The sequence below is a fragment of the Helicobacter valdiviensis genome, assembly GCF_003245365.1.
Taxonomy (GTDB): Bacteria; Campylobacterota; Campylobacteria; order Campylobacterales; family Helicobacteraceae; genus Helicobacter_D; species Helicobacter_D valdiviensis.
In genome coordinates this window covers 88,860-105,082 of record NZ_NBIU01000001.1, presented here as the reverse complement: position 1 = coordinate 105,082, position 16,223 = coordinate 88,860, and the positions used below count along the sequence as shown (strand labels likewise).

The following is a 16,223-nucleotide window of genomic DNA, read 5'->3' as shown; positions in this document are numbered from 1 at the left end:
AATTTAGAGTTAATGATATTATTCATATAATCCCATAATAATTTTTAAAGAAAAAAGAAGGAAGTTTTACTATGTTTAACAAAAAACTCTCATTAAAATTCCAATTATTGTTTGGTTTTTCAATTGTGTTAGCCTTTATTATAGTAATTTCTGCGGTAGGCTATGTAAAAATCAAATTTGTAGATACAAGCCTAACTACTATCACAGATGTTAATGCAGTTAAACAACGCTATGCTATTAACTTTAGAGGGAGTGTTCATGATAGAGCCATAGCTATTAGAGATGTTGTTTTATTAAGTGATGCTAACGAGCTTGCAAACACAATACAAACCATTAAAAAACTTGAAGAAGCTTATAAAGACTCCGCACTTAAAATGGAAGAAATCTTCAAAAATGCAAGTATGTATGATAATAAAGATAAAGAAATCTTAAATAAAATTAAGGCAGTAGAAGCTTACACTATGCCTTTAATTACAGAAATCATTACTTTAAAAGCTAATCAAGATTTACAGGGTGCTAGAAGCCTACTCATCAATAAAGCTCGGGGTGCATTTGTGAATTGGCTTGCTGTTATTAATGAATTTATTGACTATCAAGAGAGCAAGAATCAAATCTTAACCGAACAAGCTAGTAATGCTATTATTAACTATCTTGATTTAACCTTATGGCTTGCTGTAATTGCCACAATCTTTGCTTTTGTAATTGCTACACTCATTACTAGATCTATTATTTCTTCTTTAGGAGGAGAACCAAAAGAAGCAGTAAAAGCTGTTTTAAGCATTGCAGGAGGAAATCTAAAAACAAAAATTGATACAAAATTTAAAGATAGTATGTTAGCTTCTGTTGCAAGTATGCAAGAAAGATTAAAAGAGATTGTAGGCGAAGTTGCTCACTCTTCTTCTGAACTTACACAAAAGGCTAGTGATGTATCTGATAGCTCTATGGTAGCAAAAACTTCTTCTCAAGAACAATATAACCATTCTCAAAGCTCTGCAAACAAAATTCAAGATCTTGTAAAAGCTATCAATGAAGTCTCACAAATTGCTATCCAAACTAAAGAAAATTCCGAGCAGACTACAAGTCTTTCTTTCCATGCTAAAGAATCTATGAAAACCACAATTGATGAAATTGAAAAAATCACACAAACTGTTTCACTTTCTTCTGAGCATATTAGAATGCTTGAAAAACATTCACAAGAAATCAATGGCAGTGCAGAACTTATTAAAGAAATTACTGATCAAACCAATCTATTAGCTTTAAATGCCGCTATTGAAGCTGCAAGAGCCGGAGAAGCAGGACGCGGATTTGCTGTAGTAGCAGATGAAATTAGAAAGTTAGCCGAACGCACTGGAGTTGCTACTTCTGAAATCACTCGTATTATTGAAATCATTCAAAGCGAAACTCAAACGGCAGTAGAAGCCATCCAAGCAGCAATTCCACAGGTAGAAAAAGGAATGCAACTTGCCAATGAGGCAGATGGAATTTTAGATCAAATCAATACACAAGCTCTAGATTCGTTCCACAAGGCAAAAGAAGTTGCCCAAGCAACTGAAATCCAAACTAAAAATATTGAAGAATTAGCCAAGGAATTAGTAGATATTTCTGAGAGTTCTAAAAATACAGTAAATCTTATGGAACAAAATACGCATTCTTCTAATGCACTAGAAAAAATTGCCAACACTTTAAAACAACATGTTGGCTATTTTAAAATTTAGTTTGGCTTTAAAGGGAAGTTTTGCAAAAAATAGCGTTAATTTTACTAAATGCTGGGAGTTCTAGCCGTTTTAGAAGTATAAAATGCCCCAAAAAACAGTGGCTACGACTAGATGAAATCCCTTTGTGGCTTAAGGTAGCTAAGGAGATTTCTAGTCTTTACCCCTTTAATACTTGCATTATCACCGCTTCTAATACAAAAGAAAAAAAATTAATAGAAAAATATCTTTTTTCTTATGGGCTAAATTTTAATGTGATAATAGGTGGAGAGACTAGACAAGATTCTCTTAATAATGCCCTTATAGGCTTGCAAGAAGAATGGGTTTTAGTAAGTGATGTAGCACGAGCAAATATACCTAAAAATATTTTTGAAGATATCTTAAAATATCCAAAAGATTTTGATTGTCTTGTGCCTTATTTAAACATCTATGACACAACTGCATTAGACAATAAAGAGGCATTAAGCTATCTTAAAAGAGAGGATTTAAAAATTATCCAAACTCCACAACTTAGCAATACAAAAGTCTTAAGAGAAGCACTTACAAAAGGGCAATTTACGGATGAAAGTAGTGCGATTTTGGCAAATGGGGGAAAAGTTGGTTTCATAAAAGGCTCTAAAGAATCTTTAAAAATCACACATTTTAAAGATTTAGTTGCCTTTAATTTCCCTTCTCCTAGCACAAGAACTATTATGGGCTTAGGTAGTGATATTCATGCTTTTAAAGAAGGAGATGGATTGTTAATGGGTGGGATAAAAATTCCTGCTCCCTATGAATTTATTGCACACAGTGATGGAGATGTATGTCTCCATTCTCTTAGTGATGCGATTTTAGGTGGAATTGGAGCTGGAGATATTGGAGAATGGTTTCCTGATAATGATCCTAGCTTTAAAGGAGCAAATTCAGCAAAACTTTTGGAGGAAATTTTAGATTTCACCCTAGATGTAGGTTACAGTATTAAGCAAGTAGATATTACAATCTTTGCACAAACTCCAAAACTCTCCCCCTATAAACTGCAAATTGAAAAAAATATTGCCAAACTACTTAATATTCCACTTTTTTGTGTCAATGTAAAAGCTACTACAACAGAAAATTTAGGCTTTATTGGCAAAAAAGAGGGGATATTGGTGCAAACTCTTGTAGTTATGGAATATTTTAATTGGAAAAATTTATTAAGTGAAGGTTTAGAATGAAAATACTTATCATAGAAAATGAAATTTATCTAGCACAAAGCATTGCTTCAAAGTTGCAAACTTGTGGTTTTGAATGTGAGATTATCTCACTTTTAGAAGATGCAATAAGTTTTGAAGAGAATGTAGATATTATTTTATTATCTACTAGCATTTCTGGGCAAAATTTCTATCCTGTTATTGAAAAATTCAAAAACTCTATTATCATCTTAATGATACCCTATGTTAGCGAAGATACTGTAACAAGACCACTTAATGCAGGCGCAAAAGACTATATTTTAAAACCCTTTATGATTGAAGAACTTTTACGCAAAATCAATCATTACAAAGCTTTTGCTCAATTACAGCAAGAAATCCTTTTTTATAAAGATTATCTTGCTTCTTCTTTGATTTCTTCTTCACATACTATTAATGCAAAAGTAACTTTTCCTTTTATCATTAAAAGTTCTTCTCAAAGAGTAATTGATGCTTGTGTGGTAAATTATGCCAATCATAAAAAATTACCCATTCACTTTATCTCTTTACACAAAAAAGACGCCATTTGCAAAAAAGATTTCCAAAAACAACAACTTACCTATATTGTAGGTTTTGAAACATTAAGCAAAGAGGCGCAGCTAGATTTTTTAAAGAATCTTAAAAACATTCCTATTATCCTTTCGGTTCTTGGAGGAGATACAAGCCATCTTGATAATGTATTTGAGATTAATATTAAAGAAATCAACGACACTTTCCCTTGCGAAATTTTAAGCGTAGATGATTATATTAAAACTATGATATTAAAATTTGAAGATAAATATCCTGATACAGAGCTTAGCAAAAGATTAGGAATGTCAAGAAAGAGCCTATGGGAAAAAAGAAAAAAATATGGCGTTAGCAAGAAGAAATAAAGCACTCTTTATTGATAAAGAAGCTATTTTTGCTCTTTTATTATGCAAAGAAGGGCTTTTATATCCTGTAGTTTCATTAATGAATCAGCAAGAAATGCAAGAAGTGGATTCTAGTGGGATTTACAATAAACAAAGTTTTCCTTTTTCTTTTATTCTTGCACCCTCTGGAAAACGCAATCTTGAGGTTATGAAAAATGCCAAAAAAGGAGAAATAATCTCTTTGGTATGCGATAATCAAGTGTGTGGAGAACTTTGTGTAGATACTAGCTTCCCCATCAACAAAAAAGAGCGTCTTTTTAAAATTATGAACGGTGATATTTACTCACAAAAAGCAAATGATATATATAATAGACTTGGAGATTATGCAATTTGTGGAGAATATACGCTAGAGCTAGATGAAACTCTTTATGAAAATAGAGCCAGTAAAGCAAAAATTTTAGAAAAAAAATCTATTTTAGATGCTAAAAAAATTACTTCTATCGTTATTGAAGCAGCTCCTATTACAAGAATCCATGAGAGAATCTTCCGCTCTATTTTAGAAGAAAGTGATTTATTAATTTTGCTTCTTTCAAAACCGCACAAAGAAGAATTTTTAGAATTCAACCTAAGAAAAGAATGTCTAGAATTTGTTGTGAGTAATTTCTTACCTAAAGAGAGAATTTTAATTTTTTGTTTAGAAGATATTTATCTTTTTGCAGGAGCACATGGATTAATCCTAGATGCAATTTTAGCTCAAAATCTTTCCTGCACACATCTAGTAGTAGGAGAAAACCACCCTAACCTTTCTATTTACTATGATAATCAAAAAATCCATTCCATCTATGATACAATTAAAGATATTGATATTAAAATTAAACTTTTAAATGAGTTTGTGTTTTGCAATGAATGTAAAACTATTGTAAGTGTTAGAACTTGCCCTCATGGCAAACACCACCATATCACTTATAGCACCAAATTTCTAAAACAACTACTTAATTTTGGACTTATGCCTCCAACCGTGCTTGTGAGAAAAGAGATTTCTGCTAAAATTTTAAGCCGTCTTTATCCCAAACGCTTTGATGGTTTTTTAGATGAATATGCTTCTATGTTTGCAAGCGATGGAATTTTAAAGCGTTATAGCGATGAAGATTTTTATATTAAATTAATGAATCTCTATCAAACATATTCCCTCTATTAGGACTCTATATGCAAAAAAACTTTTTTTTAGATTTTAAAAATTTAGGCGATTTTTTCAAAAAAATGTATTTGACACTTTTTTTTAGCGGGCTTTTTCCTAAGGCTTCAGGGACTATTGGAACAATTGTAGCTTTGCCTTTTGGGTATTTAATTGGCTCTTATTCTCTTAGCACACTTTTTTTATCCGCATTATTAGCAGGTGCTATTGGAGTAAAAATTATCGACTCTTATGAACAAAATGGTTTAGGACATGATCGTAAAGAAATTGTTATTGATGAGCTTGTGGGGGTTTGGATTTGCATATCTATACTAGGAATTAGTTTATTTAGCATTCTTTTATCCTTTATCTTATTTAGAGTATTTGATATTTGGAAACCCTCTATTATTGGCAAAATTGATAAAAATGTAAAAGGCGGACTTGGAGTAATAGGAGATGATGCACTTGCTGGATTTTTCGCAGGTTTATTGGGTTCTATTCTTATAGCCATTCTGCAACAATTTGAATTTTCAAGAAGTATTTTAGAATTTAATTTCTAAAACTATCTTCAGAATAAAACCAATATTAAAGCCAAACTTAGCTATAATTTTCTAAAAATTAAAGAAGTTTATATGGATATTTATAGTATTTTACTAGGTGCTGTTGCTATTATTGCTGTTTTAAACCCTTTTGGCAATCTCCCTCAATTTATCTCAATGACAGATGAGCTTGATAAGCAAATGCGTCAAGGACTTTTTCGCAACATTCTTTACACTTCTTTTATTATTGTAATTGTTTTCTTGCTTGTAGGACCCTTTTTTATGCGTTATCTTTTTAGGGTGGATCTTAATGATTTAAAAATTGCAGGGGGCTTGCTTTTAATACTTGTTAGTTTAAAAAGCTTACTTTTCCCTCCTAGTAAAAACGATCACCATTATGAAAATCTAAATAAACAAGAGCTTTTAAGTCACAGTGTAGTGCCTATGGCTTTTCCTATGCTAGTAGGCCCTGGAACTCTCTCAACTGTTATTGTTCTTTCAGAGGAAAAAGGTATGCTTAGCACTATTTTTTCTGTGTTTGTGGCCTTTATTTTTATGTTAGTTTTGTTTCATTTTGCAGCAACCATTGAAAGAGTGGTAGGAAAATTAGTCCTGCATGTTCTCTCTAGAATTGTGCTTGTTTTTATTATGGCAATGGGATCACAAATGATACTTGTTGGAATTAAATCAAGTTTTTAACTTCTTTTACGCTAACCTAAGCCTTTTTTTTCTATAATTTTGGTTTATTTTTATTAAGGAGTTTAGAAATGCTACACGAATACAGAGATGAGATTAGTGCTTTAAAACAAGAGAATGCACATTTTGCAAAAATTTTTGATGAGCATAATGAGCTAGATCAAAAAATTCAAGATATTACAGAAGGCAGAGAGCATGCAACCGATATTGAACTAAGTGCTCTTAAAAAAAGAAAGCTTGAACTAAAAGATGAAGCATATGCAATCATCACAGATTACATCAAAGAAAACAAAAAATAAAATTTTAAAAAATTTTATTTAAACTTAATGGCATTTTTATGCCATTTGTTATAATTCTTGTCTACTTTTTTCGCTTTTAGTGCAATAATTTGTGGTATCTCATAGATATGATTTTTTAAAATCTCTTTTTTAAATTTTTTAAATAATTTTTTCTTGGTTTTAAAAGAAATAAGCATTTCTTCCTCATTTTGCCACTTTCCCTCCCAAAAATATATGCTAGATATCTTATAAGCCTGAATACAACTTACAAAATCTTTTTTTATAATACTTGAAATAAATTCTTGATAACCCTCTAGCGGATAAGTAGTTTGCACTAACAACATTAACTCCCCTCTTCTCCTTCTTTAGCTTTTCTTTTTTTACGCTCTTGCTCTAGTTTTTGCTTTTCTTTTTTTCTGGCTAGCTCAATATTAATCTGTCTTTCTTTAGATTTTCTCAATTTTTCCTTAAATTCTTCACGCTCTAATGGGCTTTGATAGGCGATAGGGCGTATAAAAAGCACAACCAACATCAATACAAAAAAAGCAATAGAAATTTCTTGATTGGAAGTTAGCTTATACCATAACATTCCAATCGCTAAAGAAACAATAACTTTTAAAACAACAACCATTTGTCTCCCTATATCATTTTAGGTTCAATATTATGTTTATCAAAAAGCAAAAATTCACCTTTTTTAAAAGGTGCTAATAAAAGTTGCGGAATAAAAAGAATAGGTATTTCTAAATCATCTCTGCCTTGTGCTTTTTTAAGCTCCCTTGCATATCCATCAAACATTTCAAAATGTCCTATGCTTGGAGTTAAAATAAAATCCACACCACAATCTACCATCTCATAATAATCTTTTCCTGCCATTTTAAAAGCCAACTCTTTATTAAACTTTAAAAGATAATCATAGCAATTTCTTTTAAAAAGTTTAATTTCAAGTCCACTTACCCACTCTAATGCTTCTATAAGTTTATCAAGTTGCAAATAACTAGCCACCTCCCCTTCAACCACAAAAGCACATTTAAAACCTTTCCATTTCCCCATATTTTTCTCAAAAAAGCTACTTTTTTCTAAAATTAACTTAGGAGCAAACATAAAGCTTTTTTCTAGTTCTAGTAAATCTAGCTGTGTCCCTAAATCCTCTTCAAGACTTTTTTTAAGCTCTCCATCTTTAAAAAGTTTTTTAAAAATACGCTCATAAGCCAATAGTGTTTGTGTATCTGCTATTAGAGGTGTAAAACCTTCATTTTTAATTTGTAAAAGTGCTCTTAAAAGCTCTTTGTAATATTTTGTATTTAAAAATGGAGAGATATTGTCTTCTATTTGTATTTTTTGAACAGGAAACTCTTTATCAAAAATTTCTTTAATAAGATTTTCAAAATTAGTATAAAGTATATTTGCACTTTTAGTGTGTGTTTGATTATATAATAACTTTAATGGTTGCATTTTAGCCCTTTAGGAGAATTTTTTTATTTTTTAAATAATTTTGATTACTTAGAAGCGTTCTTTTAATATCTTCTAAAATCGTATCATATTTTGAATTTTTAGGGTAAATATATTCGCCTAAACCCTCACTATTAAATATCCCATTCTTTAAATCCCCAATAAGCTCCAAAACCCTTTCATCTTTAGTTTTTTCATAAAAGTAAAAAGCAAGCATTAAAAATGCTTCTCCAAAATATTCTTCACTCTCTTGTGCAATAGGAGTTGCGTATGCAAAAGGTAAAAAAGATAAAATAAATTCTTCACTCTCGCAAAAACCAAATTCTTCTAATAAAGAAACTTTTTTCAAAAAAGGTTTTACATCAATTAGCAAGTCTTTAAGTGAATATTTAGTATGTAAGGGTTCTACAATCCATTCTTTGCCAAATCTTTGCATTAATTCTTGCACTTTTAAATCAAAATCACTCACAACAACGCCATTAATCTTAAAACCATAAGGAGAATAACCAAAATTATAAAGCTCCTCTTCAACTTGTAATAAAAGCTCCTTTAAGCTTTTATTTTCATCTATTCTACACTCAAGCTTTGAATAATAAGGCAAATAATCTGTCTTAATATCAAATCTAAAAATTTGTAATTCAATCTTTTTCATCTCTTATTTCTCCGCTTTAAAAGCACTTTTTTATTAAAGTATAGCAAATTTTTACTGCTTTTTAAATCTCTGATTCTTAGGATTGGATAAAAGTGCCCTCATAGAAGAGTTTATCCCCTCTTCTTCTTCATTATCTGTTTCTACTAAAGTGGCCAATAAATTAATAAACACGCAAAAATCACCATGAATATCCTCTTCATTAGGCAATAAAATCTGAACTATGGATTTTAAAGGAGCTGTTACAAAACTTCCCAGATTTTCTTCACCAAAACCTGCTTCAAAATACAAATTTTCTCCATCTAGCTCCAAGCTCTCAAATGTATAGCCTGCCAAAATAAAAACTGTCAAATCACTAAAAGCATTTCTAATATGTTCTGGTAATGCAGGTTCAAATTTTACACTAGATACATTACAAACAATGGAAAAATTCATTCTTCTATTCATAAGATGTCTTAAAACTTCATAGCAATGTTTTTGCAATATTTCTTTATAACGCTTATCTTTCATAAGTGTAACCATAATATAACCTCCTTTTATCCTAAAGCTAATTTAAATTCTTCCAATAAATGCTTTACTTCTCCCATACCAATTTCCCAAAATGCCAAACTCTCAATATCAAAGCCAAAAAGAGCTACCAACTCTTTTGGTGATTTTGATCCTCCTAAAGATAAAAATGTTTCATATTTTTGGACAAAGCCCATCCTGTCCTTTTTATAAAGCCCAAAAAGTGCCATCACTAATAATTGCCCATAACTATATGCATAACAATAAAAAGGTGAGTGAATAAAATGTGGGATATATGACCACCAAATACTATAATCCTCGCTCAATTCTACACTTTTCCCAAACATTTTTTGATTCTCTTCTTGCCAAATTTTGCTTATTTCTTCACTACTTAACTCTCCCTCTAATCTATGGATTCTCCGCTCAAAATTTGTAAAAACATTTTGCCTAAAAAGTGTTGCAAAAATATCTTCTAACTTTCCTGCATAAAGAGAAATTCTTTCTTTTCCTTGCAATTCTTCTTTCATCTTATCAAATAAAAGCATCTCTGCAAATACTGAAGCAGTTTCTGCAGTCGTCAAAGGAGTGTCTGCATTTAAATACCCTACCTTATAAGAAAGGTTTTGATGGATTGTATGTCCAAGCTCATGTGCTAGAGTAAAAACATCTCTTCGTTGATTGGTGTGGTTTAACATTAAGTAAGGATGAGCTTCAGGCACACAACCATGACTAAAAGCTCCACCACGCTTATTTTCTCTAGGATGAGAATCTATCCATCCTTCTTTAAAGGCACTTTTTGCAATCTCATAAAAATTATTTGAAAATCCCTTAAAAGTTTCTAACACTACTTCTTTAGCTTCTTCATAGCTATAAGCCCTCTCCTCTGTAATTCCCAAAGGAGCATATCTATCATAATCATAAAGTTTATCATAACCAATAATTTTATTTTTAAGAAAATAATATTGCTCCACCAATTCCACATTTTGATTGATACAATCTACCATCATATCCACACTTTTTTGAGTGGTTTGATTGCTTAAGTGCCTAAATTCCTCTAAGCTCTCATAGCCTCTTAATTCTGCTGTGATTTTCAAATCTTTTCTGATAATATTGTAAATATAAGTCAAAAGCGGTAAATTTTCACGCAAGGTATTACTTAAAGAGGTTGCTGCTTTTTTTCTTATCTCCCTATTGCCATCATGTAAAAGGCTTAAAATTTCCTCTTCGCCCATTTCTTGATTGTCTAGCTTAAAACGCAAAGCACTCAAATGCTCATCAAAAAGACGACTAAAAGCATCAGCACCTACAGGAGCACTTTTTAATAAAATTCTTTCTTCCTTTAAGGTTAATTGGTATTTAGAATTCTTTAATAAAAGCTCCAGATAATAAGAGTAATTTTTTGCATTCTTTATAAAATCGCTTTGCTTTTCTTTGCTTAGTGTATTAAACTCTAATTCAAAAAACAACAAATGCTCATTTGCCTTATTAGCCTCCAATTCACATTCAGAATAAAAAGCACCCTCTTTTGTATCTGAAGCAAAGGTTAAAAAAGCATAGGTCATAATTTTTGCCAAATCTTGACAATTCTTTTCATATTCACACATTAAATCATAAAAGTCCCCTGCTTCTATGTTTGTTAAATTGCCTTTATTTCTAGCTTCAAATTCTTTGGCATTGCTTATTGCCCTATTTAATGCTTTTTTTAACTCTTCTTTATCTTGAAACAAAGGAGTTAAATCCCATTTATCTATTTTTTCTTTCATTTTTGAAACCTTGTATTTTCTTTAGTGTTATTTTAGCACTTATCTCAAGCTTTTAAAAGTCTAAAAGTTCCAAAAATGATATTTTATGGCAAAAAACAATATTTTTAATGATGAAATCTTTCAAACTGCTTCTTAAAGGCTGGATAAAATTCTTCCATAACTTTACAAAGTCTTTTAATCATTCTAGTAATCTCCCCATTAATAATAAGCAATTCTCGCATAAAATTATAAAGATGATGGGAAGCATAAAGACTATAAAGCAATTTTTGATCTTTTTTGTCTAAATCACTATAAGTCTTATCCACATTTAAAAGCTTATCAATATAAATAAGAACATTTTTATTTTCCAATAATGCAGAGAAATTTTTAAAGATATTGATAATCCTGCCATAATATTCTCTATCCATATCATCAAACTTTTCTCTAACATAAGAAGGACAAGAAATTACACGCACAGCCTGCTTTCCTCCTTGCGTGTTTTGAACTTCCATCATTACACTATCCATCAAATCTGCACTAAAACCAAGATGGCTAAAATCAAGAGCTGTAAAACTTCTTTGGCTAAAGTATTCAAACTCTTGTAAAAGTTTCATTACTTTAAATTCCTTATGTTCTGGTAACATTGTTTTTCCTCCAACACAATATTATATTTTTATTGTAAAATAAAACAAGCAAGATTATAATAGATACCAAAGAGCTTTATCAATTATTTATTTAACATTTATGATTTTTTTATAAATAGATAAAGAGAAAAAAGCTTAAATAAAGGGATTTTAGCTATTTTTTGTATGTTACATTAAGAAACAATATTAAATAAAATTTTAAAAATTTTTTCTATAAAAAATAATTTTTTTATAAATTTTTATTTAATATATAAAGTTATTACATTAATTTATATTTTTAAGTTTTATTTAACTAAAATATAAATAAAACCCTATAATTAATTTTTAATACAAAGCTTAAGCCTTGTATTAAAGGTAGTTTATGGTAACTCCATTTTAATGACTTTATTATCTATCATAGCAGGTATCCACAAATATTCCCCATCGCTATACATATCCGCAGGACCTCCTATGGGTTCTATTCTTAAAGTAACCATTTTATTTCCACCAACTCTATAAATTACACCTTTAGCATCTTCTCCCCAATCGCTTACCAATAAATCCCCATTTTTAGCATACACCACACCATCTAAAGCTCCTAATGGTTCGCTTAAGCTTTGAATTTTTTTACCCTCTAAATTAATCAACACAATACTGCCTTTATCTTTTCCTAAAGGATCATATCCTACTGTAATAAGATTCTTTTTTTCTTTATCCAACAATAATCCATTAGGTCCGCCAAATTTAGAATCTAATTTCACTAAAGTTTCATATTTTTTACTTTTTAAGTCAATTTTATGAATAATCCCTGTGCCTGTATCGCTTATTAATAAGGTATTTTCATCTAAAACCTCTATAGCATTTAAAAATACAGCCCCTTTTATATCAAGACTAAACACCTCTTTTCCATTTGTTTTATCAAAACCTTTTAAAACATCAATATCCACTACATACAATGTATTTCCTATACTATTCATTCCTTTAGGAGCATTAAGATTTGCAATAAATTTCTTAGCTTTTATTTCTCCTTTAGTGTCTAATTTAGAAATAAAGCCATCTCCATCTTTACTAAGTGGCTCTAATTTCTCCCCTACATTACTTACAAATATGCTTTCCCCACTTCCATATACACTTTCAGGATGAGAAAAACCCTTAATTTCTTGTGCATTGACACTTAATGCTAAAGCACAACTTGCAACGATACTCATTAAAGTCTTTTTAATCATGATTAATCCTTATAAATTTTCATCCATTATAAAATAAAAAGGAAAGTTTTAGTAGCTTTTTGGGATTTTTAAAGAAAAAATAGAGAGATAGTGTTTATTTTAGGAAGCAATCTTTTGCTTGCATAAAAACCAATAAGGTTTTTATGTTTAAAATTTCTTCTTATTGACATCCTCTAGAATATCATCGGAAATTTCATTAATTTCTTTGGCAATTTTATTAGTATCTAGTGCAACTTGTAAATTTTCTTTAGTAACATTTTCAATTTGCTCTACTGCTATATTAATTTGCGTGATGCCTTCTGTTTGTTCTTTTACATGGTAGGCAACATCATTAATGGTTTGCACTAAAAGATTAATATTTGCTTCAATTTCTCCTAAAGATTTTTGAGTGCGTTCTGCTAGTTTTCTAACTTCATCTGCTACTACTGCAAATCCTCTTCCATGCTCTCCTGCTCTTGCTGCTTCAATAGCTGCATTTAAAGCAAGTAGATTGGTTTGATCTGCAATATCTGAAATAATTTCAACAATTTGTTTAATGTCTTGAGTTTGCTTTGTAATATCTTCTGTTTTGGCACTTACATCATTCATAGAAGATGCAATCTGCTCCATAGCACTTACAGATTGTTCTAAGGAATTTGCTTGATTGGAAGCCCCATTAGAGAGCTTTTCCATAGCTTTCTCTAAAATTTCACTTTTTTGTGATAAATTATCTGCAAATTTCATAGAAATTTTTAACATTGATTTTATCTCTTCACCCAAAGCATTACTAACTAGCTCCACCTTGCCTTTAGGATTTGCTATATTAGCCCTAAAATCTAGTTTTGTATAAGCATCAAAAACCTTTGTTAATTCATTAATATCCTTACCAATATTTTTTTCCAAAACTTCTAGCATACTATTTAGCACTTCTTGCAATTCTTTTAATTGCGGATTGGCAGGTTGTGATTGGATTCTAGCATCTAAATAACCTTGTTCAATCTTTCTTGCAGTTTGCGTAGATTCTTTAATAGCAAGTGCATCTTTTTCTAAATTTTTAGCACTTTTTATGATTGCTTCATTAATGGCTTTTGTAAGCTTGCCTATCTCATCATTATCTTGCACTTCTTGCAATTTTGGCATTGTGTTTGTTTCATGATTAATACAGGATAAAAATTGAAAAATACTTTTAGAAGCCACATCTAATCTTGCAATAATTCCATATTTCACCATAAGCCAAGAAGACAATGCTACCACCACTAGTAATAACACAATAAAGCCTATAACAATTTGCTCCATTGTTTCATTGGTTTTTGTAAAATCCTCCAATTTGGCTTCTGCTAAAATATAAATCCCCAAAGGTTGATTATAAGCAAAATAGCTTCTATATTCTTCGCCATTTTCTTTAAAATCCACCAAACCACTCTCTGAAAGCTTTTGATAAAAGCTAAAATTATTTTCTTTTTGATTATGTCCTAAAATAAAACGGTTATAATTTTTATCCAAGATTGCAATAGAGCCATTTTCTCCAATTTTGACACTTTTCATGCTCTCTTGAATGAGAGAATTTATAGTATCCATCGCAAAAGCCACAAATAAAATCCCTTCTACTTGCCCATTAGCACTCACAATAGGTGCATAAATTGCCACATAATCCTTATTAAAAAGTTGCAATCTTCCATAAAATTTTTCTTTGTTGAGGATTTTTTGATAAGCAGGATGCGAACTATCAATCTTTGTTCCAATCAATCTATTTCCATTAGAATCTCTAAGTGAAGTAGAAACTCTAATAAATTCTCCACTTGGCATTCTAGTAAAAATTGTTGCTTGTGCTTGAGTTAGTTTTGCAAACGCATCAATTGCTGTAAAATTGTTTGTAAGCCCATTTCCATTAAGGATAAGATTTGGAATATAATTTCCTTTTAACTCAATTTCCCCATTAATTTTAAAGCTATTAGAATTAATCTCTCCATATTCATCTGCCAACTTTCTATTTAACATATCTAGTAAATTATTTGTATTTTTTGAAATCTCATGCAATAAAAAATTGTTTGCTAATGTTCCAATTTGAGTAATACGCATATTAATTTGTTCATTTGTATATTTTGTAATAGCTCTATCAAAAACAAAACTAAAAATTGCCAATATCAATATAAACAAGGCAATTTGACTACTTAAAAACTTCTTGCCCAATGTAAAATTTTTCCAAATACTTATCATAAAGCTCCTTAGAATTTATTTGAGGCTGTAATTTACACAAAAAAAGATAAAATTTTTATTTACCAAATGAGTTTTGTGGATTTTTTAAATCATAATTTGAAGTATTTTTTATTTAATATTTCAATGCAATAAAGGCATTTTATTGATTTATTAATAAATTTTTACTTATTTTACTTATTGTTTTTTAGAAGAAATTTTTGCAATTTTTACAATATGATTGCAACAAATTGTAGCACTAGCCCACACAAAAGCTAAATTATATCCTCCACGATCACCCACTATATCTAACATCTCTCCCACAATAAATAAATTAGAATATTGCTTGCTCTCAAAATCCATACTGACTTCCAAAAAAGACACACCACCCCCACTTACTTCTGCACCCTCAAAGCCTCTAAGTTTAGGATTTTTAATAATAAAATTTTTAAGCAAATATGCCATTTGTTTTAAACTCTTAGTATGCACTATGCTATCCTTTAGCATTTTGCTAAAAATTTTTGCCATTTTAGGATTAATAATCCCTACTAAAATTTCCTCTAATTTCTTATTTTTTTCACACTTGCTCCAAATAATAAAAATATTTTCCAATTCTTTTAATTCTAATGTTGGAAAAAAGTCTAAAACAATTTCACAACCTTCTTTAATAAAAAGTGAAATATCTAAAATTCCAAAACCTGATAATCCATAATTTGTAAAAAGCACATCGCCTACTATTTCTTTTTGGATTTTATTGTTTTGCCTAAGCGTAATTTTAGCCTCTATTTTATTACCACTTAACTCTTCTAAAAACTTAAATTGACATTCTAGGGGAACTAAAGCTGGATAAGTCTTAACAACATTGATACCCAAGCTTTTAGCCAAAACAAAACCGCTATCACTGCCCCCTAGTTTTGAATGTGCCTCACTCCCACAACTCAAAATCAAGAAATCCAACAATTTGCTTTTATTGTGGTTTAAAATATATTTGTCCTTATATTTTTCAACAGTTTTAATTTCTTGCTCTAAAAATACCTTTATTTGATATTTTTGGATAAAAAAATTAAAAACTTCCATCACTGATTTAGCACTTTGAGAAATAGGATATACTCTACCATCTTCTTGTGCTTTTAGAAGTAGTCCAAGCTCTAAACATTTTTTATTAAATTGTTTATAAGAAAAATTTTCAAAGATTTTTTTAATCTCTTGTGAAGTAAGTGTGCTTGAATGATAGTTTGTAGAATTTAAATGCGTATTGTGGATATTACAACGCCCATTGCCTGTAGCTTGTAACTTTTTGCCTAAAATTTTATTTTTCTCATAGATGCTAACTTTAAAGCCAGAAGAAGCAAGCAAAATAGCACAAAAAATTCCACTTGCCCCACCTCCTACAATGCCAA

The 16,223-nt window shown here is 30.1% G+C and carries 17 protein-coding genes; 7 read left to right on the top strand and 10 right to left on the bottom strand.

Features of this window, described 5'->3' with window-relative positions:
* The first annotated feature begins 71 nt into the window (after positions 1–71).
* The 7 genes from B6S12_RS00470 to B6S12_RS00440 all read left to right on the top strand — a co-directional run bounded on the left by B6S12_RS00470 (position 72) and on the right by B6S12_RS00440 (position 6,476).
* On the top strand, positions 72–1,715 hold the full coding sequence (locus B6S12_RS00470; protein ID WP_111228853.1) for a methyl-accepting chemotaxis protein: 1,644 nt from the start codon (positions 72–74) through the stop codon (positions 1,713–1,715).
* A gap of 20 nt (positions 1,716–1,735) precedes the next feature.
* A complete protein-coding gene (locus B6S12_RS00465; protein ID WP_111228852.1) occupies positions 1,736–2,905 on the top strand; it encodes a bifunctional 2-C-methyl-D-erythritol 4-phosphate cytidylyltransferase/2-C-methyl-D-erythritol 2,4-cyclodiphosphate synthase in 1,170 nt (389 codons plus the stop codon).
* Entirely contained in the window at positions 2,902–3,789 is an 888-nt protein-coding gene (locus B6S12_RS00460) for a response regulator (RefSeq protein ID WP_111228851.1), read from the top strand. Before B6S12_RS00465 ends, B6S12_RS00460 begins: the two co-directional genes overlap by 4 nt.
* Positions 3,767–4,966 (top strand): sulfate adenylyltransferase, encoded by a 1,200-nt coding sequence (locus B6S12_RS00455; RefSeq protein ID WP_111228850.1) that lies wholly within the window; start codon positions 3,767–3,769, stop codon positions 4,964–4,966. The genes B6S12_RS00460 and B6S12_RS00455 overlap by 23 nt, the downstream gene beginning before the upstream one ends.
* A gap of 8 nt (positions 4,967–4,974) precedes the next feature.
* Positions 4,975–5,502: a phosphatidylglycerophosphatase A family protein gene (locus B6S12_RS00450; RefSeq protein WP_111228849.1), complete on the top strand. Its 528-nt coding sequence runs from the start codon at positions 4,975–4,977 to the stop codon at positions 5,500–5,502.
* 72 nt (positions 5,503–5,574) lie between these two features.
* Positions 5,575–6,180: a MarC family protein gene (locus B6S12_RS00445; RefSeq protein ID WP_111228848.1), complete on the top strand. Its 606-nt coding sequence runs from the start codon at positions 5,575–5,577 to the stop codon at positions 6,178–6,180.
* Positions 6,181–6,248: 68 nt separating this feature from the next.
* Positions 6,249–6,476, top strand: coding sequence for an HP1242/YdcH family protein (locus B6S12_RS00440; protein WP_111228847.1), 228 nt, complete (start codon positions 6,249–6,251; stop codon positions 6,474–6,476).
* A gap of 14 nt (positions 6,477–6,490) precedes the next feature.
* Here B6S12_RS00440 and cutA read toward each other — a convergent pair whose 3' ends face one another.
* The 10 genes from cutA to B6S12_RS00390 all read right to left on the bottom strand — a co-directional run bounded on the left by cutA (position 6,491) and on the right by B6S12_RS00390 (position 16,218).
* Positions 6,491–6,799: a divalent cation tolerance protein CutA gene (gene cutA, locus B6S12_RS00435; protein WP_111228846.1), complete on the bottom strand. Its 309-nt coding sequence runs from the start codon at positions 6,797–6,799 to the stop codon at positions 6,491–6,493.
* Positions 6,799–7,086, bottom strand: coding sequence for a hypothetical protein (locus tag B6S12_RS00430; RefSeq protein ID WP_111228845.1), 288 nt, complete (start codon positions 7,084–7,086; stop codon positions 6,799–6,801). Before B6S12_RS00430 ends, cutA begins: the two co-directional genes overlap by 1 nt.
* An 8-nt stretch (positions 7,087–7,094) precedes the next feature.
* Complete coding sequence (locus tag B6S12_RS00425) at positions 7,095–7,907, bottom strand: HdrB C-terminal domain-containing protein (protein ID WP_111228844.1); 813 nt, start codon at positions 7,905–7,907, stop codon at positions 7,095–7,097.
* 1 nt (position 7,908) lies between these two features.
* A complete protein-coding gene (locus B6S12_RS00420) occupies positions 7,909–8,556 on the bottom strand; it encodes a DUF5644 domain-containing protein (protein WP_111228843.1) in 648 nt (215 codons plus the stop codon).
* Between the two features lie 51 nt (positions 8,557–8,607).
* Positions 8,608–9,075, bottom strand: a complete 468-nt coding sequence (locus B6S12_RS00415) for a hypothetical protein (RefSeq protein WP_111228842.1) — start codon at positions 9,073–9,075, stop codon at positions 8,608–8,610.
* 14 nt (positions 9,076–9,089) lie between these two features.
* Positions 9,090–10,823, bottom strand: coding sequence for a M3 family oligoendopeptidase (locus B6S12_RS00410; protein WP_111228841.1), 1,734 nt, complete (start codon positions 10,821–10,823; stop codon positions 9,090–9,092).
* Between the two features lie 104 nt (positions 10,824–10,927).
* Positions 10,928–11,446 carry a hypothetical protein gene (locus B6S12_RS00405; protein WP_111228840.1) on the bottom strand — a complete coding sequence of 173 codons (519 nt, stop codon included), beginning with the start codon at positions 11,444–11,446 and terminating at the stop codon, positions 10,928–10,930.
* Positions 11,447–11,805: 359 nt separating this feature from the next.
* Positions 11,806–12,648: an NHL repeat-containing protein gene (locus B6S12_RS00400; RefSeq protein ID WP_342767088.1), complete on the bottom strand. Its 843-nt coding sequence runs from the start codon at positions 12,646–12,648 to the stop codon at positions 11,806–11,808.
* 150 nt (positions 12,649–12,798) lie between these two features.
* Positions 12,799–14,847, bottom strand: coding sequence for a methyl-accepting chemotaxis protein (locus B6S12_RS11630; RefSeq protein WP_111228838.1), 2,049 nt, complete (start codon positions 14,845–14,847; stop codon positions 12,799–12,801).
* A gap of 174 nt (positions 14,848–15,021) precedes the next feature.
* Positions 15,022–16,218, bottom strand: coding sequence for an aminoacetone oxidase family FAD-binding enzyme (locus B6S12_RS00390; protein ID WP_281267873.1), 1,197 nt, complete (start codon positions 16,216–16,218; stop codon positions 15,022–15,024).
* Between the last annotated feature and the right edge of the window lie 5 nt (positions 16,219–16,223).